This is a genomic window from Acidovorax sp. GW823-FHT05D11 (genome assembly GCF_058795695.1).
In genome coordinates, this window is record NZ_CM179502.1 from 2,788,273 (window position 1) to 2,811,227 (window position 22,955).

Below are 22,955 nucleotides of genomic sequence, written 5' to 3' on the forward strand. Positions count from 1 at the left end.
TTCGCATCGCCGGCGGGGTGCTGTGGTCGCGCAACCATGCTACTGCCCGGTAACACCTCAACGGGGTGGTGGTTTGGCCACGAATGGTGGCAATATCGCCACCATGTCCACCCGCACCACCGTCCTTTCGTCCTGCGTGAATGTGGGCATCCTCTGGGGGCGCGACAGCATTGCCAGCACGGCCACCGCGGTGGTGGACGCCCTGCGTGCCATGAACATGCTGGCCGCCATGCGGCCCGGTGGCGCGCAGCCCGCGCTGCGCTGGTTCTGGCTGCCGATGCCGCATGAGGGCGATGCCACCCCGCCCCCCGTGCCAGCAGGGGGCGATGGCTGGCAAGGCCCTCTGCACGTGGTCGTCATCCCCGGCTGGCTGGTGCCCACGGGGCCCCAGTTGCGCGAGGTCAGCAGCCGCTACAGCCAGCACTTCGGCGCCATGCTGCACAGCCACCTGCGCGGGGGCGGCAGGGCCCTGGCGCTGTTCAACGGCTCCAGCCTGCTGGCCCACTGCGGGTTGCTGGCGGGGCGCAAGGCGGCGCTGCCGTGGGTGTTCGCGCCGTCCATCGTGCTGCAGTCCAGCGAGAGCGGGCCGGCTGCCGCCGATGGAGCGCCTCCTGCCGACGTGGGGTGGCAGCGGGAGCAGGCCTGGCAACGCGATGGCGCCCTGTGGACCACGGCATCCCTGCAGGACACCCTCCCAGCCGTGCTGGACCTGCTCGGCCACACGCCCGCCGCCGAACTGGCGCAGGCGGCAATGCACGCGCTGCTGTTCGACCGGGAGCGGCAGCTGACGGCCACCGCCGCCATGGAAACCCCCACCGGCCATCCGCTGGCCGCGGGCGCCCTGGAGCTGGCGCGGCGCTGGCTGCAGGCCCACCGCAACGAACCCTACAGCCTGCAGGCCACGGCCCGCGCCGCTGCCACCAGTCCGCGCACCTTGCTGCGCTGGTTTGCCCAGGTGCATGGCGAAAGCCCCCAGGACTACCTGCACCGCCTGCGCATCGCCCAGGCGCAGGCGTTGCTGCAGACCACCTACCTGACCGTGGAAGATGTGGCGCAGCAATGCGGCTACAGCGACACGGGCAGCTTTCGCAAGGTGTTCGCCCGCGTGTGCGGGGTGACGCCGGGGGCCTACCGCCAGCGCTTCAAGCTGCGCACTTCGCGCAAGCAGTGGCTGGCGCGGCAGGCCCCGCCCGGGGCCGACAGCGCAGGAGAAGCCTGACAGGCCGGCACGGCGGGTGCACAAGCCACCCGGCCGCAGCCCGCCCGCGCCGGGCCACAGGCGATAATCCATGGTTGCTATTGAAATAATAGCTGTGCGGCATGAGTGCACCAGCGCATGCGGCCGTTTTCTCCTGATTTCCGTTCATTGAAGCCTTTTTTCTCCATGCAAGCCCTGCTCGACGCCATCGCCGCGATGCCCCTGCCCACCGATGCCCAGCGCATCTTCCACGGCCGGGGCGGGCTGCACCCGGGCTGCGAGCAATGGGTGTTCGATGTGTACCCGCCCGTTTTTGTACTCACCAGCTTTGCCCCGGCCACCGAGGAAGCGCTCGACGCCATTGGCGCCGCGCTGCAGGCGCGGTGGTCGCTGATCGCGCCGGATGGCCAGCCGCTGAACTGGGTGTTCCAGCACCGGGGCGAGGCGCTGCGCGCCGAGGGCCGCAGCGATACCCGCCTCATGGCGGGCGCCGTGCCCGACCCGCATGCGGTCACCGAGGCCGGCGCACGTTTTCGCGTGCACGTGCTGCGCGGGCAGAACCACGGCCTGTTCCTGGACATGGCCGGCGGCCGCCGCTGGGTGCGCGACTTTGCCGCCGCGCGCGGCGCGGACCGCTACGGCCTGAAGGTGCTCAACCTCTTTGCCTACACCTGTGCGTTCTCGGTCGTGGCGCTGCAGGCGGGCGCGCGGCAGGTGGTCAACGTGGACATGAGCCATGGCGCCATCGCCGTGGGCCAGCAGAACCACCAGCTCAACGGCATCGCCACGGGCGCGAGTTTTCTGGCGCACGACATCTTCAGCAGCTGGGGCAAGATCACCCGCAGCGGGCCGTATGGCCTGGTCATCGTGGACCCGCCGAGCTACCAGAAGGGCAGCTTCGTGGCCACGAAGGACTATGCCCGCCTCATGCGCCGCCTGCCGGACCTGCTGGCGCCCGGCGGACACGCGCTGCTGTGCCTGAACGCGCCGGAGCTGGGCGAGGGATTCCTGCGGGAGCAGATGCTGGCGCTGGCGCCCGGGCTGTCGTTCGTGGAGAGGGTGGACAACCCGGCGGCATTTGCGGACGTGGACCCGGAACGCGCCCTCAAGGTGCTGGTGTACGCGGCGCCGGACCTTTAAGCGCCGTCTCCGGGACATGCGCCGGGGACCAACGCCATGCCCATGCCATTCGGGCTTTGTGGATTTGGGATGGCTTCTGATATTCTTTGCGGCGCCCGAGTGAACGGGCCCGCATTGTCATGGCCTCGCCGCCTGCCGCAATCCTGGCGCGCTGGTGCGCCTCACCAGGTTCTTCTCATCGACGTATGGTCCGATTCTTTCTCATTTTCATCGTGGTGCTGGCGGTTCTCTTTCGCATCGACATGCTCGACGAGGTGCAACGGGTCGCCATCGAGCCCTGGACCAGCCTGCTAGCCACCGCCAGCGCGGCGCTCATGACCCCGCTCGATGCCGACGTGGCGCACCACGGCCGCATCCTGATGAGCAAGGCCACGGGCTTCGCGGTGTCCATCGAGGCGGGCTGCAACGGGGTGGAGGCGGCGATCATCCTCATCGCCGGCATGATCGCGTTTCCTTCGAGCTGGAAGCACAAACTCGCCGGCATCGCCATCGGCATCGCGGCGGTGCAGGCCGTCAACCTGCTGCGCATCATCAGCCTGTACTACCTGGGCAAGTGGAACATGACCGTGTTCGAGTTTGCCCACCTGTACCTCTGGCAGGCGCTCATCATGCTGGATGTGCTGGTGGTCTGGATGCTCTGGATCCGCTGGATCGCCCGGCAACAACCTCCCTCACCCCCTCAACCCCCCCTCGCCAATGCAGCTTAGTTCGGTCGGACGTTTCCTGCTGGTCGCCATTGGCAGCCTGCTGTGCCTGATGCCGTTGTGGTACTACCTGTCGCCGCAACTCTCCAAGCCCGTGTTCTTCATGGCGGGCGAGGCGTCTTCCGCCGTGTTCCACTGGGCGCTGAGCTACACCCAGAAGGAGACCACCGGGGTGCTGAACACCACGCTCAAGGTGGTCTCGGTGCAAAACGGCCAGTTCCGCTCGGGCAAGCTCGCCCCCGTGGTGGACTACCGCCTGCTGGGCTACGGCATCGTGATCCTGTGGGCATTGCTGCTTGCCTCGTTTCCTCGCGGCTGGGTGCGAAAACTGCTCATCGGCTCGGTGGCCATGCTGCCGATCCAGGCGGTCAACGTCGCCCTGCAGTGGTGCAACGACGCCTTCAACCGCGCCGGGCGCGAGGTGTTCGTGCAGACGGGGCTGCCCGGGTGGGTGGCCGACGTGGTGGCGTTCCTCTACCACTTCAACCTGTTCATCTTCACCGCGCTGGCCCCGGTGATGCTGTGGCTGCTGCTGGACCGGGAGTTCCTGGCCAAGCTGCATGCCCAGGCACGGGCGGCGGTCGCTGTCCAGCAGCCGCCGCAACCCCAGCAACCCCAGCAACCTGAGTAGGCCGCACGGCCGTGGCCGTTTGCGCGGCGGGCCCGGGCGGGGAGATCAGTGCTGCGGGCGGGCGTCCACGGGTGTTTCCGTGTGCATCACGCAGCGCCACTCGCCGTCCTTGCGCATCCAGACGGACGAATCCGTCATTTCCTGATTGATTTCTTCCGACTTTCCACGGGGCGTGAGGGCCTGCCGCGCGTGGTAGGTCAGGACGGCTGTGTTGTCGTCGGGGAACAGCACGTTCATGTTGCTCAGCTCGAAGGACTTGATCACCATCGGGCCCTGTTCCGCCATCCGCCGGTAGGTGGCGTGGTCAAACTGCATGGCGCCGTGGCTGCTGACCATCAGTGCCGGTTCATCGAGCATGGCGAGGGCGGTGTCCGTGTCCTCGTCGACCATCGATTGCCAGAATTTCCTTTCCAGCTGCATGAGCTCATTGCTTGCCGTGCGCATGTCGTGCTCCTAGGTGGTGGTGAAAGGGACCACACTGCGCGCCGGCCGGCCCGCCGGATGTCGGACGGGAAAGCAGGCGCCCGTCAGCACGTTCCTACCGGCGCCCGGCATGCCGTGGGGCGGGGCCCTGCGGGTATCACCCCCCTGGGCCTCTGGTTGCAGGTGGTAACCTAGTCTGGCAGCCGGGCGGCATGCCGCTGCGCGCAATGGGTGCAATTTCGGGGCTCCAGGAGGTTCAAGCTGTTCTTTCCACTGTTTTCCACAGAGAAAAAAGAAGAAGGAGAGGGCGCGGCGGGCGCCATGGACGCGGCGGACACCGCGCAGGACGCCAGCCCCGCGGTGTCGCCGGAGCGCAGCTTCAACACGAGGCTGTCGATCCATGTCGCGATCGCGATCCTCGCCACGGCGCTGCTCGCGCTGACGATCGTGGTGCCGACGTTCCACGAATTCGAGATGGCGCGGCAGGGGCTGCACGACATCCAGCATTTCCGGCGCGTTCTCGATATCGCCACCCTGGTCGCGGCGGAGCGGGGGCCCGCGAATGTCGTGATGTCCGAAGCGCCCGCGCCCGACAGCGCGGGAACGCGGCGCCTGGCACAGTTGCGGTCCCGGGTGGACGCCGCGCTGGCGGCGCTGGCGCAGCCGCAGCCGCCACGCTGGGGCCTGCACCACCACCCCGTGCCGCCGGAGTTGCTGGAGGGTGTCACGCAGCAGCTGGCCCGGGCGCGGCGCCAGGTCGACGAGGTGGCGGCGGTGCCCCTGGCCTCGCTGCGTCCGGACGAGCTGGATGCGGCCATCCAGGGCATGTTCGAGGCGTCCGACAAAGTCCAGGCGATCATCGCGTGGCAGGCCAACGAGATCCTGCACCACGACGCGAGCCTGGCCTCTCCCGTCCTGATCGGCCAGATGCTCAACGACTTCCGGGACTATGGGGGACGGGCCGCCTCGCAGATCATGGCGCCCATCGCCCTGGGGCAGCGCCTGCCGCTCAAGAACATCATCGAGAGCCGGCAAACGCAGGGGCGGCTGAGGGCGCTGTGGCAGGTGATCGGCGCCCACGGAGGGCTGCATGACAATGAAACGCTGGCAAGAACCCGCGAAGAGATCGAACGCGGCTACTTCGGCGATGGTTTTGCGCTGATCGACCGGCTGATCGCCGAAGGACGCCCGGGCGCCCGCTACACGATGTCGGCGACCGAGTTCACCGAGCGCTACGTGCCGACCATGCGGCCGATTGAAACCTACCGCAGCGTTTTCCTGGACGCGGCGGTCAAGCGGTCCGAGCACAACAGGGATGCGGCGCTGGCCACCCTGGCGGCGGTGGCGGTCGTGACGGGCGCCATCTTCGCGATCCTGGTGTGGCTGATTCTTTCGGTGCGGGCCCGCGTCTTCCGCCCGCTGCTCCATGCCCACGCGGCGGTCCTGCGGCTGGCCGAAGACCGGCCCGCCGTGCCCTACGGGCACCCCACGGCCGCGGGCGAGGTCACCGGCCTCTTTCGCGCCATCGAGGTGCTCCAGGGCAAGCTCAGGGAGCGGGCGTCCATGGCCAACGAGCTCAAGAGCCTGGCGGAGACGGACGGCCTGACCTCGCTGCTCAACCGCCGGGCGCTCGACGGGCACGCGCAGGCCCAGCGGGCCGGAAGGGGCGCGGGGGACCCGATGTGCCTCATCCTCCTGGACATCGACCACTTCAAGGCCGTCAACGACACCCACGGCCATCCCACCGGCGACCGCGTGCTCATCCAGGTCGCCAGGCTGCTGCGCACGGTTCTGCGCTCCAACGACATCGTGGCCCGTTTTGGCGGGGAGGAGTTCGCGGTGCTGGTTGCGGGGGACGACATGGCCGGGACCCTCGTGATCGCCGAGAAGCTGCGCCAGGCGCTCGAGCGGGAAACCTTCACCTCGGCGGAGGACACCGCGCTGCGCGTCACGGCCAGCTTTGGCGTGGCGTGCGGCTACCGGGGCGAGGCCGGATGGCCGCAGCTGGTGGAACGGGCGGATGCCGCGCTGTACCGCGCGAAGGCGGACGGCCGCAACTGCGTGCGCTCGGCGCCCATGGCGCCGGTGCCGCAAGACGGGCCGGTACCCGTGCCACTCCCGCCAGGGTAGTCCCGGGGCCGTTTCCCGCTACCCCTGGCGGGCCGCCGCGCGCGGCTCCAGCATCTCCAGGATCAGGCTCCACTCGGCAGGCTCCACCGGCGTGATCGACAGGCGGTTGCCCCGCTGCAGCACCCGCATTTCCCCCAGTTCGGGGCGCGCCCGCAGCTGCGCCAGGTTGACGAGCCGTGTCTTGCGCACCGCCTGCACGTCCAGCAGCAGCCAGCGCGGCTTGTCCGGCGGGGATTTGGGGTCGTGGTAGGGCGATTGCGGATCGAACTGGGTGGGGTCGGGCCGCACGGAAGACGCCACGCGGGCAATGCCCGCGATGCCCGGTTCCGGGCAGCTGGAGTGGTAGAACAGCACGCCATCGCCGATGTGCATCTCGTCGCGCATGAAATTGCGCGCCTGGTAGTTGCGCACCCCGGTCCAGGGCACGGTGGCGTCCGGGGCAGCCAGGGCGTCGTCGATGGAGCACTCGTCCGGCTCGGACTTCATGAGCCAGTAGCGGGGCGCGCGGTGGGATGCGGTGGGCGTGGTCATGGCGCCATTCTGGCAAAGGCCGATTCGCCCTGGTGCCCCGATGGGCTGCCGGGGTAGGGGTGCTTTTGCTATCGAATATGTAGCTATCGGCGCATATCCATGAAGCGCCAGGGCCCTGAAAGATTCAAAAAACGACAACCGCCCCACATGCATTGCGCGTGCGCGCGGCGGGTCGCAGAATCAGGCCTGCCCCCGTCCGGGCGCCGCGCGGCCCCCGTCCAGGCCGTGCCAGCGCACGGGAGGCGCAAATTTTTCCAGCACACAAGAACACAGGGAGGAGGACGTGACGCCGTGGCCGGCCGCGCCTTGCCCGCCACGCCGCCGGTGGCGGGCAGGGCCCCGGCCACCATGCGCCACGTCATCAGCACACCGATGGCCACCAGCAACACCCGGAGAAAGAAGCACCGCGAGGCCCAGGCGCGCAAGGGCGGGGGCAAGTCCGGCACCTGGGCGATGGCGCTGTTCGCGCTGCCCTTTGCCGCCGTGGGCGTGGGCATGCTGCTTTTCGGCGTGTTGCCCACGCTGTACGACTGGGGTCGCATGCAGGGCTGGCAGCCGGTGTCGGCCACGCTGGTGTCGGCGCGTCTGGAGACCTCGCGTGGCAGCAAGTCCACCACCTACAGCGTGTCGGCCAGCTACCGCTACCAGGTGGCGGGCCGGGACTATCAAGGCCAGCGCGTGGCGATTGGGTCCGGCGCGGACAACATCGGCGACTTCCAGGAGCAGCTGGGGGAACGCCTGGAGGCCGCCCAGCGCCAGGGCCAGCCGGTGCAGGCCTGGGTGAACCCGTCGAACCCCCACGAGGCCGTGCTGGACCGCAGCCTGCGCCCGGGCATGCAGCTGTTCAAGATGCTGTTCGTGGTGCTGTTCGGCGGCGTGGGCCTGGGCATGCTCCATGGCGCATGGCGCGGCCCCCGCGCCGGGCGCGGCGCGCAGGCGCTGGAGGCATCGGCCCAGCCCTGGATGGGGCGGCCGGCCTGGGCGGGCAACAGCATCCGGTCGAACAAGCGCTATGAGGTGTGGGTCGCATGGACATTTGCCCTGGTCTGCAATGCGATCGCATGGCCGTCCGCGATCGCCCACCGGGACGAGGCGCTGGACGGCCCCCAGTACCTGCTGGTGGCCGTGTTCGGGGCCCTGCTGCTGGCGGCTGTCGCGACGCTGGTGTGGGCCGTGCGGGCCACGCTGGATGCCTGGCGCTTTGGCGATGTACGGCTGGTGCTGGACCCGTTTCCAGGCGCCATCGGCGGCGATTTTGGCGCCACGCTCGCGCTGCCCGTGGCGCACCGGCCCGGGCAGCAGCACTTCGCGGTCACGCTCAGCTGCGTGCGGCACTACCGCAGCCGCACTGGCGGCAAGAGCGAGTCGCGCGAAACCACGGTATGGCAGAGCCAGGGCGTGGCCCAGGTCGAGCCCCGGGGCGATGGCATCCAGCTGGGTTTGCGCCTGCGGGTGCCGGCGGGCCTGCCCGCCACGGAGCCGGTGGACAGCGAACACCACGCATGGCGGCTGCAGGTGGAATCGGCCGATCCCGGGCTCAGGTTCCTGCGTGTGTTCGACGTGCCGGTGTACGCCACCGGCGCGGCTTCCCACGGGGCGCGCGCGGACGCGGCGCAGCACCCGCAGCTGCGGGAAATGCGCCACGCCGAAGTGGCCGCGGTGAGCGAGCTGGAGCGCATTCCCGGTGGGGTGCGGCTGTACCTGCCGTATGGGCGCGCCTGGAAGCAGACCATCGTCTGGATGCTCGCCGGGGCGGTGTTCGTGGGCATTGCCGCGCTGGCGGGCGGCCAGGATGTGCCGATGCTCTTCCTCATCGCCTTCGGCGGCCTGGGCGGGGCGGCGGTGGTGGGCGGCTTCTACGCGGTGGCCAACAGCCTCAGCGTGGAGCTGGACGGCCGGGGCATCCGCACCGAGCGGCGGCTCCTGGGGCTCATGCTGGTCCACCACCAGGCGCCCGCCACGGACATCGCCCGGCTGCGGGTGGCCGAAAGCTATTCCACCCAGACGGGGGCGCGGCAGGAGACCTTCTACCGCATCGAGGTGGAGCTGCGCAACGGCAAGCGGCTCACCGTGGCCGACAGCCTGCGCGGGCGCGCGGCGGCCGACCACCTGCTGGCCTCCATCGCGTCGCAGACGGGGTATCCGCGCTAGGCAGCGCCGCCTGCTGAAGAGACCGGCCCAGGTTCCTGGCGCGCCCGGCGAAAGGTGAGGTTGATGCGCTGCGCGCCCGTCAGCGCATGCGCGGCCTCGGCCAGCGGCAGCACGCCATGGAACCGCAGGCGCGCCGGGCCGCCCCACACGACCGCGTCGCCATGCAGCAGCCCCACGCGGCGGGCCTTGTCCGTGCGCTGCGCGCCACCCCACAGGAAGACCGCCGGGATGCCCAGGCTGACGGACACGATGGGGTGGTCGTAGTTGCCCTCGTCGCGGTCCTGGTGGAGCGACAGCCGCGTGCCCGGGCTGTAGCGGTTGATGAGGCAGGCGTCGGGCGCGAAGCCGGGGTAGCCCGCCGCCCCGGCGGCCTCGCGGGCCAGCGCATGGAAAACCGCCGGCATGGGCGGCCACCGTTCGCCCGTCAGCGGGTCCGTGGGGCCGTAGCGGTAGCCGCTGCGGTCGCTGATCCACCCCAGCGGCCCGCAGTTCGTCATGGCCACCGACATGTGCTTGCCGCCGGGCGTGACCAGGTGCCTGAACGGTGCGCGGGCCGCCACCGCCTCGACGGCCTGCAGCAGCTGCGCCGCCTGCGCCAGGGCAAAGCCGCGCAGCACCACGGCGCCTGGCTCCAGCCATTCGGGCGCTTGGGGCGTGGCGGGCAGTTCATCAAAAAGACCGAGGTTCATGGATTCATGGTTCTAGCGTGATGGCCCGGGCTGGTGCAACGGGCGCGATCCGGGCGAGCGCGCCCGTGGAACTGGCTCCGCCAGGCCACCGGGCGCGGCCCCCCCGCGCAGCGAGAGAGGGGTGAAGGCCCCGAAGGCGCCTCAGCGGGAGCATCGCTATGCAGCATCGTGAAAGATGATGCCCGCCGTGTGCCGCTGCCCCGAGCGCACGCGGCTCACGCCGTGGCGCATGTGGACGCGGTAGACGCCGCGCGTGCCCTGCACGGGGCGGTGGTGCACGGCGAAGGCCACGGCATCGCCCTGGCGCAGGGGGACGACCTCGGCGCGCGACTGCATGCGCGGGCGCTGCTCGGTCAGCACGAACTCGCCACCGGTGAAGTCGCGGCCGGGCTCCGACAGCAGGATGGCCACCTGCAGCGGGAACACGTGCTCGCCGTACAGGTCCTGGTGCAGGCAGTTGTAGTCGCCGCTCGCGTACTGCAGCAGCAGCGGCGTGGGGCGCAACTGGCCCGCAGCATGGCAGCGCGCGATGAAGTCGGCATGGCGCGGCGGGTAGCGCGCATCGATGCCCATGGCGGCGTTCCAGTGGTTGGCGATGGGGCACAGATGGGGGTACAGCGCATCGCGCAGCCCGGCCACCACGTCCGGCAGCGGGTAGCTGAAGTACTGGTACTCGCCCAGGCCAAAACCGTGGCGCTGCATCACCACGCGGCTGCGGAACAGGGGCGGGCCGGCGTGGCGGTACAGCCCCGCGAGCGCTGTGCATTCGTGCTCGCCCAGCAGCCGAGGCAGCACCGCATGCCCCTGCGTGTGCAGGTCGTCGGTGGCCTGGGCCCAGTCGAGGGCCGCCACGCGGGCAGGCCAGGGGTGCGTGTCCTGAGGCAGGGCACTCATGCGGCCTTCTCCCGCGTGTGTGCTGGTTCGGCGGCGCCGGCTTCGCGGTCCAGCAGCGCCCGCTTGCGCTCCACGCCCCAGCGGTAGCCCGAGAGCGCGCCGTCGCTGCGCACCACCCGGTGGCACGGTATGGCCACCGCCAGCGTGTTGGCGCCACAGGCCTGCGCCACGGCGCGGGTGGCGGTGGGCGCGCCGATGCGCCGGGCGATGTCGGCATAGCTGGCGGTCTGCCCCGGGGGAATGGCACGCAGCGCCTGCCACACGCGCTGCTGGAAGGCCGTGCCCCGCACGTCCAGCGGCAAGTCCAGGCCCAGGCCGGGCGCTTCGACAAAGGCCACGACCTGGGCCACGAGCGATTCGAATTGCGCATCGCCGCCCACCAGCTGGGCCTGGGCAAAACGGTCCTGCAGGTCGTGCACCAGGGCTTCGGGGTCGTCGCCCAGCAGGATGGCGCACAGGCCCTGGCCGCTGTGCGCCACCAGGATCGCGCCCAGCGAGCACTGCCCCACCGCAAAGCGGATGCGCTGCGCCGCGCCGCCCGCGCGGTAGCGCGTGGGGGTCATGCCCAGCACCTGGGCGGATTTCTCATAGAACCGGCTGCTCGACTGGTAGCCCGCGCCGTAGATGGCGTCTGTCACGGAGGCCGTGGGTTGTTGCTCGAGGGCACTGCGCACACGCTGCTCCCGCCGGGCGGCGGCGTAAGCCTTGGGCGTGAGGCCGGTGGCCTGCTTGAAGACGCGGTGCAGGTGCGAACTGCTCAGCCCCACGCGGGCCGCCAGCGCATCGAGCGTGGTGGCTTCTTCGGCTTCGATGATGCGGCAGGCCTGCGTGACCAGCTCGGCATGGTGTGCCAGCGCCGAGGGCTGCCGGGGCTTGCAGCGCTGGCAGGGGCGAAATCCGGCTGCTTCAGCCTCGTCGCAGCTGGCATGGAACCGCACGTTCTCGGGCCGGGGCGTGCGCGCCGCGCAACTGGGGCGGCAGTACACGCCCGTGGTCTGCACCGAGTACCAGAAGCTGCCATCCGCCGCCGCGCTGCGCGCCACCACCGCCGCCCAGCGCGGGTCGGCCTGGGTGGCGGCAGCGGCCTGTGCGGCCTTGGCGGAGGGTGTTGCGCGGTGGGGCATGGTGGCAACGCGGGTGGAATGCAGGGGCGGGGCTTTCGCGTGGAGGTGGGCGGAGTTCGGATTCATGGCGGATGGCTTACAAGGTAGGTTGCGATGCCATGCACTCTAGGGACGGGGTGGGCGGGGCGCACTCCGTTGCTTGCTTTTGAATTCTGCACTTTTCGGGGCAGGCAGGCACAGGGCCCGGACTGCTTTCAATTTGATAGCTGCTAGCGCTTGCTGGACAAGCGCTGACAGCCAAAAAACCTTCAAGCCTCGGGCGGCTGCAGCGGCCGGGGGCGCCGTTTGCCCGTGCCGCCCCAGCGCAGCGCGTCTTCGCCCGGAATGCCCAGCGGGTTGTTGGCTGGTTCGGTGAGTGGCGCCAGCAGGGCGTGCAGGTCGGCCTCGCTGAACTTGACGGCGCCCTCGGCGTCATGGCCCAGCACACCCTGGGCCAGCGCGGCCTTGCGGGCCTGCAGTTCCAGCATGCGTTCTTCGATGCTGCCTTCCACCACCAGCTTGTAGACAAACACCGGCTGGTCCTGCCCGATGCGGTGGGCGCGGGCGGTGGCCTGCTCTTCCACGGCGGGGTTCCACCAGGGGTCGAGATGAATCACGGTGTCGGCGGCCGTGAGGTTCAGGCCCAGGCCCCCGGCCTTGAGGCTGACGAGCAGGATGGGGGCGCTGGTTGCGTCCCGTGCCTGGAACTGCCGCACCACCGCGCCGCGCTGGCGGGGCGGTGTCTGGCCCGTGAGGGTGAGGTAGGGCAGGGCCAGGGTGTCGAGCAGCTCGGCCGCCAGCGCGAGCATTTCGGTGAATTGGGAGAACACCAGCACGCGGCGTCCTTCGTCGACCAGGGCGGGCAGCATGTCGGCCAGTAGTTCGAGCTTGGCGCGCTCCATCGTCTGCGCCGTTTTTGTGGTGCCTTTGACCAATCTGGGGTCGCAGCAGACCTGGCGCAGCTTGAGCAGGGCGTCGAGGATGGTGATCTGCGCGCCGTCGAAGCTCTGGCGCTCGAGCGCGCGGCGCACCTGCTTGTCGGCCGTGGTGCGCACGGCTTCGTATAGCTCGCGCTGTTTGCCCTGCAATTGCACGCGCTGGACGACCTCGGTGCGCGGTGGCAGTTCGGTGGCCACGTCCTGCTTGCGGCGGCGCAGGATGAAGGGGCGCACGCGCTGGGCCAGCAGCTGGGCGCGCAGGGTTTCGCCGTTCTCTTCGATGGGCTTGCGCCAGCGGGCGTTGAAGCTGCGCACATCGCCCAGAAAGCCCGGCATGAGGAAGTCGAACTGCGCCCACAGCTCGCCCAGGTGGTTTTCGAGCGGCGTGCCCGTCAGGCACAGCAGGTGCGGGGCCTGCAGCTTGCGCAAGGCGCGGGCGCTGCGGCTGCCGGCGTTCTTCACCATCTGCGCTTCGTCCAGGATCAGCAGGTGGAATGGCTGTGCCGCCAGCGCCTCCACGTCGCGCCAGAGCAGCGGGTAGGTGGTCAGCACCAGGTCGTGGTCGGCCATCTGCAGATAGCGCTGGCCTCGGCTGGCGCCATGCAGCGCCAGCACGCGCAGGCCGGGGGCCATGCGCGCGGCCTCGGCCTGCCAGTTGAAGAGCAGCGAGGTGGGCAGCACCACCAGGGCGGGGCGGGTGAGGCGCCCGGCCTCCTTTTCGAGCAGCACGTGGGCCAGCGCCTGCGCGGTCTTGCCCAGGCCCATGTCGTCGGCCAGGATGCCGCCCAGCCCCTGGGCGCGCAGGTACTGCAGCCAGGCCAGGCCTTCCAGTTGATAGGGGCGCAGTTGCACCTGCAGGCCTTGCGGTGCAGCCACCGCTTGCGGGGTGCCGATGGTGCGCAACCGCTTGGCGAGCCGGGCCAGGCCCACGTCGCCCTGCAGTTGCCAGTCGTTGTTCCAGCCATTGACCGTGCCCACGCGGTGGGCCAGCACCAGCCCGGCGCGCAGGGCCTCGATGCGGCGGGCCTCCCACGCACCCAGGTGCAGCGGGTCGCCGTCCTTGCGCTGGTTGCGGGTCGGGTCGGTCAGCAGGTCGACCATGGCCCCCACGATGGCCTTGAGCGGGCCGGCGGGCGCGTCGATGCGTTTGCCGCCCGGGGCGCGCAGCGAAATGATGGCAATGTCGTCAATGGAGGCCATCTGCCGGGCATTGAGCCAGCGCGCGTCGCGGCGCAGCAGGTCGGCCAGCATGGGGGCCAGGTCCAGCGTTTCGCCGTCGATCTCGATACCCAGGCTGAGCAGCCAGGCGCCTTCGCGCTCGGGCAATTGCAGCTTCTGCACGGGGCGTTCGCGCGGGGCCAGCGGGCCGTCCACTTCCTTGCCCAGCAGTTCGCCGGTGTCAGGGGCGATGTGCAGCTTCCAGCGCAACACGGGCACGCTCTCGTGCGCGAAGCCCGGTTGCACCACCACGCTCCAGCCTCTGGCGCGGAGTTGGGGGATCTGCTCGGCCCAGAAGTCGCCAAAGAAGGCCTCCTGCGCCAGCGTCCACAGCGGGCCCAGGCTGGCGGCGGCATCGCGGTTGCGCCATTGCAGCGAGCGTGCGTCCACGGGCAACAGGCCCAGATCCCACACGAGGTCCATGGCGTCCGACTCGGCCGCCACGTCGCGCTGCATGCGCACCACGGGGCCGCCGGTGTCGTACAGATCCTGCAGCGGGGCGGGGCGCGAGTTGAGGATGGACGTGGGCGCAGGCGTCTGCCAGGCGATGGCGCCTGGGAGTGTGTCGTCGGTGCGGTAGGTCCAGTCGATCTGGGCCAGCGTCACGCTGTCGCCGCGCGGCCCCATCTTGCCCTGGGGCTTGAGGCCCAGCAGACCGTCGCCCCGGCCCAGGGTCATCAGCGTGATGCGCGGGCGGAAGTGCCCGGTGGCGATGCCGGGCGGTGGCGCGGTGCGCCCGGCGGGCGGCGTGGCCGTCTCCGTGCCGGTCTCGTCGCCCCGCATCAGCGCCATCACGCGCGCGGCCTCGGCGTCCGTCAGCGGGGGCAGGGCCTTCAGTGTCGCTGCATCGGCCTGGCGGCGCAGGGCGGCCACCCAGGCGGCGATCACCGCCTGGCGGTCGGATCGCGGCGGTGCGGGCGGCTCGGCGGGGGAAGGGAGGTCACCGGGGTGTGTCACTGGCCGGTGATTGTGCCGTGCCCATGGGCCGGGCCTGGCGGGATGCGGTGCTATTTGGCGCCTTGTGCCGCCGGTTGCGCGGCGGTCGTCGCCCGGGGGCGGCTGCCCTGCAGGTGCATGGCGGCCGCGGCGAGCAGGATGGCGGCGGCTCCCAGCCACTGGGCCGGCTGCAGGCGGTGGCCAAACGCGGCGAAGTCCACGCCAATCGCCACCACCGGATAGATGAAGGACAGCGCGCCCTGCAGGTAGGTGGGCAGCTTCTGCACGGCGCCGTACAGCAGGATGTACATGAGGCCCGTGTGCACCACGCCCACCGTGACCAGCAGCAGCCAGGTGCGGGCATCCTGCGGTGGCGTGCCCAGGTTGGCAAACGGCGCCAGCAGGAGCACGCCCACGCAGACCTGGACCAGGGCGATGAGGTGGGGCGGCGTGCCGGTGAGGCGTTTGGCGACCACCGAGGCCACCGCCCAGAAGAAGGCGGCCCCCAGCGCCATGGCGATGCCCAGCGCATAGTGCGTGCCACCCTGGCTCGCGCCGGGCCGGGCCTGCACGATGAGCAGCATGCCGCCGAATGCCAGGGCCAGCCAGCCGAGCTTGGCCGGGGTGATGCGCTCGCCAAAGAGCAGGGCGCCAAACACCACCAGCATGAAGGGCTGGGTGTTGTAGACCGCCGTGGCGATCGAAATGGAAGCATGCGAATACGCGCCAAACAGCAGGAGCCAGTTGGTGACGATGGCCACGCCGCCCAGGGCCGCCCACGCTGCCGTGCGCCAGGTCAGCACACCGCGCAGCAGGCCCATGGCGGCGCACACGGCCGCCAGCGTGGCCGCGCCGAACACGCAGCGCCAGAACACCACGTTCAGTGCCGGCAGGCCGGATTCCACGACAAACCAGCCGATCGTGCCCGAGATCGCCATGGCGGTGCCCATCTCCAGCGTGCCTTGCGTCTTCTTGTCCATGGGTGTCATTCCATCCGTGAGTTGATGGAATGACTATAGGAAAACGGACCCGTGCGTGGAATGGATGAAAAAAGGCATCTGCTCAATAAATCCTCATAATCTGAGGCAACCATTGATTCTGAGGAGCTGCTTGCCATGGATTCCATCGACCAGGCCATCCTGACCGTGCTGCACCAGGACTCCCGGACTTCGCTCAAGGTGCTGGGCGAACGCGTGGGGCTGTCGTCACCCAGCGTGTCCGAGCGGCTGCGGCGGCTGGAAGAGCGCGGGGTGGTCCGCGCGTTCACGGTGGACATCGAACCGCGCGCGCTGGGCTATCAGCTGCAGGCCATCGTGCGCATCAAGCCGCTGCCGGGCCAGCTGGCGGCGGTGGAGAAGTTGATCCAGGAGACGCCGGAGTTCTGCGAGTGCGACAAGGTCACCGGCGACGACTGCTTTGTCGCCCGGGTGTATGTGCGTTCCATCGAGCAGCTCGACGGCGTGCTGGACCGCATTGCCGACAAGGCGCAGACGAGCACGGCCATCGTGAAGGCGCAGACCATCCGGCGGCGGCCACCGCCATGGTCGCCGGGCGTCTGAGATTTTGAGAGCGGGGGAGGCCCTTTCTATCCGCCCAGCACCCGCGCAAACAGCTCGTTGCGAAAGTGGATGCCCAGGCGCGCAAAGGCGCGGTTGCGGTAGGTCTTGACGGTGGGCACGCTCAGGCCCAGGTCGCTGGCGATGCCCTCGTGCGTCATGCCCTGCAGCAGCCGGGCGCACACGTCCAGTTCGCGGTCGGTCAGCTCGGACTGCAGGCGCACCAGGCGCATGCGGAGCACCGGCAGCCCATCGGCGGCCAGCGGGGCGAGTGCGGCGCCGGCTGGCAGGAGTGCGGGGGCGCCCGATGTTGCCGGGCCTGGGCGGCTGTCCTCTGTTCGCCAGGCAGCCGTGGCTGTGGGTGGAAACGGGTGCGACAGAACAATGTGTTTGCGCGTGAGGGCCAGCAGCACGGGCGCCACGGACTCGAAGGCGCCGATCTGCCGGTCGCTGAACGCCCGCTGGTGCTGGTGGCGGTAGAAGTTGACGGCGAACACCGAGCCATCGCTTTCGTATTCGACCACCGACACGCGCTCGGCCACGCCGTGGGCCTCATACACCCGGGCACGGTGCTCGCCCTCCACCTCGGTGGCCGTGACGTGGCACAGCCGCGTCTCGGGCTGGGCAAAGGGCGCCTCGTCAAAGGCCCGGCCCCAGGTGCTATCGCTGCGGTAGGGGCCCGAGAGGTACGCCCACCAGCAATCCTGCGTGGTGTCGGGCACGCCCCGGCTGGCCGACATGAACAGCGTGGGCTTGCAGCGGTGGCCCGTGCGGTACACCGACCACGAGGCCGCAGGCAGCACGGGCTCCAGGTCCTGCAGAAGCCCTTTGGCAAAGCCGTTGCCGCCCAGGCGGTGGACCATGCTCGCCAGGGTCTCGCTGGCGGGGTTTTGCAGCATCTGCCGGCCGGGTGCTTTCTGCAGGGAAGGGGGGAGCCACTGCCGCATGGGAAAAGTCGGAAATTGGAGTGTTCGTTGCCGAAAGCGTGGAGTGTGCGCTGAAAACGCCCCCGATTCCGTCGCCGAAAGCCCGGGTTATCCCGTCATCCTCTGGGATGACAGGCTTGGGTGGCAACGGGACTTACGCTAGGTCCCATGCCTGATCTCATCCCCTTGCCCGACCCGCAATTCCGATTTTTTGCCGACCTGCGCGTGGAGGTCGGCACCCCCCAGGAAGTGGGCCACACCGTGCACGGGCTGCGCCGGCTGATTCCCATCCTGGGCGGCAGCGCCTCTGGCGACGGCTGGCGCGCACGGGTGCTGCCCGGCGGTGCGGACTTCCAGCTCATCGTGAACGACCGGCTGTCCGAGCTGGACGCCCGCTACGTGCTCGAAACCGATGGTGGCGATCTCATCTACGTACAAAACCGGGCCGTGCGCTCCGGCTCGGCCGAGCTGATCGCCCGCCTGGTGCGCGGCGAGGCGGTGGACCCGGCGCAAGTCTATTTCCGCTGCAGCCCGAGCTTCGAGACGGCGTCACCGGCGCTCTCCTGGATCGCCGAGCGCATGTTCGTCGGTACCGGCGCGCGCTACCCGGATGCCGTGGCCATGCGCTTTTTTGAGCTGCGCTAGCGTCCGGCACACCGGGCAATTTCTGAATTTTTGAATCTTCCCAACGTACAAGAAACCTGGAGACATCCATGAAGACCACTGCCAAGCCCACCTCTTTCGTCGCCACGCCACGCCGCGCCCTTCTGGCCGCCGCCATGCTCGCAGGGCTGATGCCCTGGGCCGGAGCCCAGGCGCAGGGGGCAGCCACGTACCCCAGCAAGCCCGTGCGCATCATCGTGGGCTTTCCGGCGGGCACGGGGCCGGACATCGTGGCGCGCCTGCTGGCACAAAAGCTGTCCGAGGGCTGGGGCAACACGGGCGTGATCGTGGACAACAAGCCCGGCGCGGGCGGGCTGATCGCGGCGGGCGAAGCGGCGCGTGCCGCGCCCGACGGCTACACGCTGATGCTGGGTGAAACGGGCCAGCTCAGCATTGCGCCCAGCAGCTACAACAAGCTGCCCTACGACCCGGCCAAGGACTTCACGGCCGTGAGCCAGGTGGTCACCTCCGACTTCGTGCTGCTGGTCAATCCACAGAAGGTGCCGGCGCGCAACGTGAAGGAGTTCGTGGACTGGACCAAGCAGCAAAAGGGCCTGTTCCTGGCCACCTTCGGCGCGGGCACGCCCGGCCACTTTGGCGCCTTCATGTTCGGCGATGCGGTCAAGCTCAAGCCCGAGCCGGTGCACTACAAGAACACGGCCGATGCGCTGGGCGGCCTGTTCAGCGGCGACGTGCAGGGCGTGTTCGCCAGCGTGGGCCTGGCCGCCCCCAACGTGAAGGCCGGCAAGCTGGCCGCGCTGGGCACCACGGGCGCCACCCGCACCAACACGCTGCCGGACGTGCCCACCATCAAGGAGCAGGGCTACGCCAACCTGGAGTTCTCCTCGTGGTTCGGCATCGTGGCACCCGCCAAGACGCCGCCGGAGATCATCGCCAGGCTCAATGCCGACATCGTCAAGGCCGTGCAGTCGCCCGAGGGCCGGGCCAAGATGGAGGAGGCGGGTTTCCGCGTGACGGGCACGAGCCAGCAGGACTTTGCCCGCACCATCGCCGCCGACACGGTCACCTGGGGCAAGGCCGTGGCCGCCACGGGCTTCAAGGCGGATTGATGGGCTGACAGCGCGGCAGAGCGGTTGACGCCGCTCAGGCCCCACCCAGGCCACCTCCAGCACTCCTGCACCTGCGCACGCGGGCGGCCGGCGCCACGGCGCAGCCGCGCCCTGTCAGCGCTGCGCCCTGCATCCCCGGAGCCACACAGCACAAACACCCCACCCACCACCTCAGGAGACATACGCCATGCCTTTTGCCCATGCCTCGCGGGCCTTGCCACCCGCCTCCACGGCCGCACGCCCATCCCGGCTGCGCCGCCAGGTCGTCCCCGCCGCGCTTGCCATGCCCTTGTTGATGGCGGCCTGCGGCGGCGGCAATGGCGATGCCTCGGCCCAGCCCGCCACCCCGGCGGCGGCCTGCGCTGCGCTGCCCAGCCAGGCGGGCCTCGCGGCCACCACGCTCACGGCGAGCTACGTGGCGGCGGACACCAGGCGGCCGGGCGGCGCCAGCACCGGCGCCTTCCTGCCCGGCCACTGCGTGGTCACGGGCAGCATCAACCCCCGCGTGGGAGTCGATGGGAAGAACTACGCCATTGGCTTCCAGCTGAGCCTGCCGGACCAATGGAACGGGCGTTTCCTGTTCATCGGTGGCGGCGGCAATGACGGCATCCTGCGCGACACCTCCCTCAGCTCCAGCATCTCGGGCGGCACGCCGTCGCCGCTGGGGCAGGGCTTCGCGGTGGTCTCCACCGACGCGGGGCACAGCGGCACCTCGGCCAGCTTCGGGGCGGACCCGCAGGCGCGCATCGACCATGCCTACAACTCCTACGACAAGACGGCCGTGGCCGCCAAGTCGCTGATCTCGACCCTGTATGGCCGCAGGCCCGACCATTCGTACTTCTCGGGCTGCTCGGGCGGCGGGCGCCAGGGCATGATGTTCTCGCAGCGGTTCCCGGACTACTTCGACGCCATCACCGCCGGCGCGCCCGCCATGCGCGTGTCGAGCGGCGCCACGGTGGCGGCGATGTGGAACACCATTCAGTTCAACGCCATCGCCCCGCAGGACGCGGCGGGCAAGCGCATCCTGTCGCAGGCCTTCAGCAATGCCGACCTCCAGCTGGTGGCCAACGGCGTGAAGGCGTCGTGCGATGCCGCCGATGGCGTGGCCGACGGCATGGTGAACAACGTCAAGGCCTGCCAGTTCGACCCCGCCGTGCTCCAGTGCCGCGGCGGCAAGCAGGCCGACTGCCTGAGCAGCGCCCAGGTCGGGGCGCTCAAGAGCGTGTTCGCGGGCCCGCGCAACTCGGCCGGCCAGGCGCTGTATGCGGGCCAGCCGTGGGACCCGGGCCTGGCCGCCCCGGGCTGGCGCAGCTGGACGCTGGGCAGCTCCACCACCGCCACGCCGGATGCGCGCTACATCACGCTGATGGTGGATGCCCTGGTCAACGAATTCCTCACCCCGCCGGACCTCACGTTCAACCCGCTGACGTTCAACTTCGACACCGACCCCGCGCGCATGGAGGCCTACTCGGCCATCTACGACACGTACCGCGACGACAAGCTCGCCGCGTTCAAGCAGCGCGGCGGCAAGATGCTGTTCATCCATGGCATGTCCGACCCGATCTTCTCGGCGCTGGACACCCTGGACTACTACGAGCGCCTGGCGTCCCACCACGGAGGTATCGCGGCCACGCAGGGTTTCGCGCGCACGTTCCTGGTGCCCGGCATGAACCACTGCTCGGGCGGCCCGGCCACGGACAATTTCGATTCGATCCAGGCCATGGTGGACTGGGTGGAGAAGGGCGTGGCACCCGAGACCCTTGCCGCCAAGGCACTGCCTGCCAGCACCGACATGCCCAATCGCACACGGCCCTTGTGTGCCTACCCGAAGTTCGCCAAATACAAGGGCTCGGGCAGCGTGGAGGATGCCAGCAGCTTCGTCTGCGCGGCGGAGTAAGCGAGGTCAGGCCACGCTAGGTGCGGGCGGGGGCGGGCAGCTGCAGGCCGACCTCCCGCACCACGCGCACGCAGTCGCGCAGGTGCTGCTCGCCCAGGTAGCGCAGCGTGGCATAGCCGATGCCCGCGGCCACCGCCTGGCCCGCCAGCGGCACGTACTTCGCCGCCTGCTTGGCGGTCAGGCGCACGCCCACGGTCTGAGTGGCCCGGATGACCAGCTCGCGCGTCACCAGCTTGCCGATCAGCACGGAGCCCACGAGGGCCACCGCCTTCTGCACCTGCTCGCGCTTGTGCGGATCGAGCTGATCGATCTGCTGCGCGGACAGGCCGAACTCGGCGTTGATCTGCGGAAGCAGGCGGGACAGCAGCGCCGCGTCCACGGCCCAGTCGAGCCCCGGCACGGGTAGGGAACTGGCGGCCGCCGCGACCAATGCGCGCCGATGCAGCAATTTGCGGCTGCGCTGCACGGCAGCGGTGAGTGCCGCGTTGCCAGCCGCCATTTGCAAGGAAGTGGGCATGGGCGGGTTGTACCTGATGCGGTGGTGGTTGGCAAAGGGCAACGCCCGTGGCCGCGCAAGGAGATTCTTCAGCAGCCGTTTCAGGTTTTTCCCTTGACGAGGGTGAACGCGGCCAGAAGTAGCATGGCCCCCACGACCGACGCGATCCAGCCAGCGGCTTCCCCTTGTGCATACCAGCCCATCGCCAAACCCAGATAGGTGGCGAGAAACGAGCCCGCCACCCCCAGCAGCGCGGTCAGTATCCATCCGAGTTTGTCCTCCCCGGGTTTCAGGGCACGGGCCAGAAGCCCGACCATCAAACCCACCAGCAATGTTCCTAGCAATGTTCCCATGATGTTTCCCCTGCATGCTGCGACGCGATCTGCCCACTCTAAGGAGCGCGCGCGCCGCCAGCTTGTCGGACAACGCGCACTGTGCGCGTCCCATTGCGGGGCGCGCGTTCCCGACACGGGTGAGGGTGGAAAGCGAGGTCCGGCGTCATGAAGGGCCCGGCTGTGGGTCCCGTCCGACACCACGGCGCGGCGGGTACTTGCCGCCTGCGGGACCGGCGGCGCCGTACAGTGAAGCGTCTCCACTGAAAGGAAGACCGATGACAACAAATTTCAAGACCCGTTCCTTCCCCCTGGTGTTTGTGGCGGTGCTCGCGCTGGGGGCGGCATTGGCGGGGCCCACGACCGCCGCGGCCCAAAGTAGCGACGAGGCCTCGCTGTCCCGCGGCGCGGTGCCGGACACCACGCCCCAGCAGCGCTACCAGACCGCCATCCGCGAAGCCGGCGGTGGGTTGAAGGTGAGCCTGGAGGAATGCCGGGCCATGCCCTCGGCGGACCGCCGCAGCTGCGAATCCCAGGCACGCGCCACGTACCAGGCCGATATGGCCAAGGCCAAGGCCATGCTGCGCGACCCGTCGATAGGCCCGGTGAATGTGGTGGGGGGACCGATCCGCAGCACCGAGACGGTGTACGAGATCAAACGCTAGCCGCAGGCAGGACGCCTGCGAGGGGACATCCTGGCCGGGCGAGCGGCGTGGTTGCTATTTGGCTTGCGCGAGGTCGTCGCTGCCCGAGCCCGCGACGCGGCGGGCGCCGTTGAAGCGGCGTGCCCAGTAAGCCACGCCCATGTCTTCCACGCGGATTTCGGCGCCGCTGCGGGGAGCGTGGATGAACTTGTTGTCCCCCACGTAGATGCCCACATGGCTGAAGTTGCGGCGCATGGTGTTGAAGAACACCAGATCCCCGGGCTGAAGTTCCTTCTTGTCAATGACCTGGGTGGCGGCAGCCTGCTGGTCGGCCCGGCGGGGTAGCAGCAGGCCGACGGTTTGCTCGTACATGGCCCGCACGAAGCCGCTGCAGTCGAAGCCGGTTTCCGCGCTGTTTCCGCCCCGCTTGTACGGTACGCCCAGGAATCCCATGGCGTTCACCACGAGCCCGGACGCGCGGTCCGCCACCGTATGGGCCTTGTCGGCTACCCGGTGGCTCACATCCTCCAGCCGCGTGAGCAGGCCTTTGTCGGTGATGAACCGGTCCATATCGTCGGGGTTTGCCGCTTGCGGCGCAGCCTGGGCAGAGGTTGCGCAGACCAGGAGGAGGGTGCAAAGCCATCGGGACATGGGGGCGAAGGGTACCACGGTATGCTTACTTATC

The 22,955-nt window shown here is 69.6% G+C and carries 22 protein-coding genes; 11 read left to right on the forward strand and 11 right to left on the reverse strand.

The window, feature by feature from the left end; all coding sequences use genetic code 11:
- Positions 1-103 precede the first annotated feature (103 nt).
- The 4 genes from AC3RCE_RS13005 (at position 104) to AC3RCE_RS13020 (ending at position 3,673) form a co-directional block, all read left to right on the forward strand.
- Positions 104-1,219 carry a helix-turn-helix domain-containing protein gene (locus AC3RCE_RS13005; RefSeq protein ID WP_492255347.1) on the forward strand — a complete coding sequence of 372 codons (1,116 nt, stop codon included), beginning with the start codon at positions 104-106 and terminating at the stop codon, positions 1,217-1,219.
- Positions 1,220-1,384: 165 nt separating this feature from the next.
- A complete protein-coding gene (locus AC3RCE_RS13010; protein ID WP_492255348.1) occupies positions 1,385-2,338 on the forward strand; it encodes a class I SAM-dependent methyltransferase in 954 nt (317 codons plus the stop codon).
- A gap of 185 nt (positions 2,339-2,523) precedes the next feature.
- A complete protein-coding gene (xrtH, locus tag AC3RCE_RS13015; RefSeq protein ID WP_218295076.1) occupies positions 2,524-3,045 on the forward strand; it encodes an exosortase H in 522 nt (173 codons plus the stop codon).
- Positions 3,035-3,673, forward strand: a complete 639-nt coding sequence (locus tag AC3RCE_RS13020; RefSeq protein WP_492255349.1) for an exosortase H-associated membrane protein — start codon at positions 3,035-3,037, stop codon at positions 3,671-3,673. The genes xrtH and AC3RCE_RS13020 overlap by 11 nt, the downstream gene beginning before the upstream one ends.
- 45 nt (positions 3,674-3,718) lie before the next feature.
- Here AC3RCE_RS13020 and AC3RCE_RS13025 read toward each other — a convergent pair whose 3' ends face one another.
- Positions 3,719-4,117 carry a nuclear transport factor 2 family protein gene (locus AC3RCE_RS13025; protein ID WP_218338625.1) on the reverse strand — a complete coding sequence of 133 codons (399 nt, stop codon included), beginning with the start codon at positions 4,115-4,117 and terminating at the stop codon, positions 3,719-3,721.
- A gap of 300 nt (positions 4,118-4,417) precedes the next feature.
- Here AC3RCE_RS13025 and AC3RCE_RS13030 point away from each other — a divergent pair, with 300 nt between their 5' ends.
- The gene (locus AC3RCE_RS13030; protein WP_492253184.1) at positions 4,418-6,226 is read left to right on the forward strand and encodes a GGDEF domain-containing protein; all 1,809 of its coding nucleotides are present in this window, start codon (positions 4,418-4,420) and stop codon (positions 6,224-6,226) included.
- A gap of 18 nt (positions 6,227-6,244) precedes the next feature.
- Here the strand turns inward: AC3RCE_RS13030 and AC3RCE_RS13035 are convergent, their stop codons facing one another.
- Positions 6,245-6,757, reverse strand: coding sequence for an EVE domain-containing protein (locus AC3RCE_RS13035; RefSeq protein ID WP_218338623.1), 513 nt, complete (start codon positions 6,755-6,757; stop codon positions 6,245-6,247).
- A gap of 291 nt (positions 6,758-7,048) precedes the next feature.
- On the opposite strand from AC3RCE_RS13035, the gene AC3RCE_RS13040 reads away from it, so the two are divergent.
- Positions 7,049-8,908 carry a DUF3592 domain-containing protein gene (locus AC3RCE_RS13040; protein ID WP_492253185.1) on the forward strand — a complete coding sequence of 620 codons (1,860 nt, stop codon included), beginning with the start codon at positions 7,049-7,051 and terminating at the stop codon, positions 8,906-8,908.
- Here the strand turns inward: AC3RCE_RS13040 and alkB are convergent.
- From alkB to AC3RCE_RS13065, 5 genes are all read right to left on the reverse strand, one after another.
- Complete coding sequence (alkB, locus tag AC3RCE_RS13045; protein ID WP_492253186.1) at positions 8,905-9,597, reverse strand: DNA oxidative demethylase AlkB; 693 nt, start codon at positions 9,595-9,597, stop codon at positions 8,905-8,907. The genes AC3RCE_RS13040 and alkB overlap by 4 nt on opposite strands.
- 156 nt (positions 9,598-9,753) lie before the next feature.
- On the reverse strand, positions 9,754-10,491 hold the full coding sequence (locus tag AC3RCE_RS13050; protein WP_492253187.1) for a 2OG-Fe(II) oxygenase: 738 nt from the start codon (positions 10,489-10,491) through the stop codon (positions 9,754-9,756).
- Entirely contained in the window at positions 10,488-11,615 is a 1,128-nt protein-coding gene (ada, locus tag AC3RCE_RS13055) for a bifunctional DNA-binding transcriptional regulator/O6-methylguanine-DNA methyltransferase Ada (RefSeq protein ID WP_255590796.1), read from the reverse strand. The genes AC3RCE_RS13050 and ada overlap by 4 nt, the downstream gene beginning before the upstream one ends.
- 248 nt (positions 11,616-11,863) lie before the next feature.
- Positions 11,864-14,707, reverse strand: a complete 2,844-nt coding sequence (locus AC3RCE_RS13060; RefSeq protein ID WP_492253188.1) for a DEAD/DEAH box helicase — start codon at positions 14,705-14,707, stop codon at positions 11,864-11,866.
- A gap of 50 nt (positions 14,708-14,757) precedes the next feature.
- Positions 14,758-15,666, reverse strand: a complete 909-nt coding sequence (locus tag AC3RCE_RS13065; RefSeq protein ID WP_218338618.1) for a DMT family transporter — start codon at positions 15,664-15,666, stop codon at positions 14,758-14,760.
- A gap of 135 nt (positions 15,667-15,801) precedes the next feature.
- On the opposite strand from AC3RCE_RS13065, the gene AC3RCE_RS13070 reads away from it, so the two are divergent.
- Positions 15,802-16,245 (forward strand): Lrp/AsnC family transcriptional regulator, encoded by a 444-nt coding sequence (locus AC3RCE_RS13070; RefSeq protein WP_010458347.1) that lies wholly within the window; start codon positions 15,802-15,804, stop codon positions 16,243-16,245.
- A 26-nt stretch (positions 16,246-16,271) separates the two neighbouring features.
- On the opposite strand, the gene AC3RCE_RS13075 is transcribed toward AC3RCE_RS13070, so the two are convergent.
- The gene (locus AC3RCE_RS13075; protein ID WP_492253189.1) at positions 16,272-17,189 is read right to left on the reverse strand and encodes a helix-turn-helix transcriptional regulator; all 918 of its coding nucleotides are present in this window, start codon (positions 17,187-17,189) and stop codon (positions 16,272-16,274) included.
- 147 nt (positions 17,190-17,336) lie between these two features.
- On the opposite strand from AC3RCE_RS13075, the gene AC3RCE_RS13080 reads away from it, so the two are divergent.
- From AC3RCE_RS13080 to AC3RCE_RS13090, 3 genes are all read left to right on the forward strand, one after another.
- Positions 17,337-17,813, forward strand: coding sequence for a DUF3237 domain-containing protein (locus AC3RCE_RS13080; RefSeq protein WP_492245931.1), 477 nt, complete (start codon positions 17,337-17,339; stop codon positions 17,811-17,813).
- Positions 17,814-17,881: 68 nt separating this feature from the next.
- Entirely contained in the window at positions 17,882-18,901 is a 1,020-nt protein-coding gene (locus AC3RCE_RS13085) for a Bug family tripartite tricarboxylate transporter substrate binding protein (RefSeq protein WP_492245932.1), read from the forward strand.
- Positions 18,902-19,088: 187 nt separating this feature from the next.
- A complete protein-coding gene (locus tag AC3RCE_RS13090; protein ID WP_492253190.1) occupies positions 19,089-20,798 on the forward strand; it encodes a tannase/feruloyl esterase family alpha/beta hydrolase in 1,710 nt (569 codons plus the stop codon).
- 16 nt (positions 20,799-20,814) lie between these two features.
- On the opposite strand, the gene AC3RCE_RS13095 is transcribed toward AC3RCE_RS13090, so the two are convergent.
- Both AC3RCE_RS13095 and AC3RCE_RS13100 read right to left on the reverse strand, forming a co-directional pair.
- The gene (locus AC3RCE_RS13095; RefSeq protein ID WP_218295063.1) at positions 20,815-21,315 is read right to left on the reverse strand and encodes a hypothetical protein; all 501 of its coding nucleotides are present in this window, start codon (positions 21,313-21,315) and stop codon (positions 20,815-20,817) included.
- A gap of 80 nt (positions 21,316-21,395) precedes the next feature.
- Entirely contained in the window at positions 21,396-21,647 is a 252-nt protein-coding gene (locus AC3RCE_RS13100; protein ID WP_218295062.1) for a GlsB/YeaQ/YmgE family stress response membrane protein, read from the reverse strand.
- 257 nt (positions 21,648-21,904) lie between these two features.
- Here AC3RCE_RS13100 and AC3RCE_RS13105 point away from each other — a divergent pair, with 257 nt between their 5' ends.
- A complete protein-coding gene (locus AC3RCE_RS13105) occupies positions 21,905-22,291 on the forward strand; it encodes a hypothetical protein (protein ID WP_218338613.1) in 387 nt (128 codons plus the stop codon).
- A gap of 54 nt (positions 22,292-22,345) precedes the next feature.
- Here the strand turns inward: AC3RCE_RS13105 and AC3RCE_RS13110 are convergent, their stop codons facing one another.
- Complete coding sequence (locus tag AC3RCE_RS13110) at positions 22,346-22,921, reverse strand: C40 family peptidase (protein WP_218295060.1); 576 nt, start codon at positions 22,919-22,921, stop codon at positions 22,346-22,348.
- Positions 22,922-22,955: the final 34 nt, after the last annotated feature.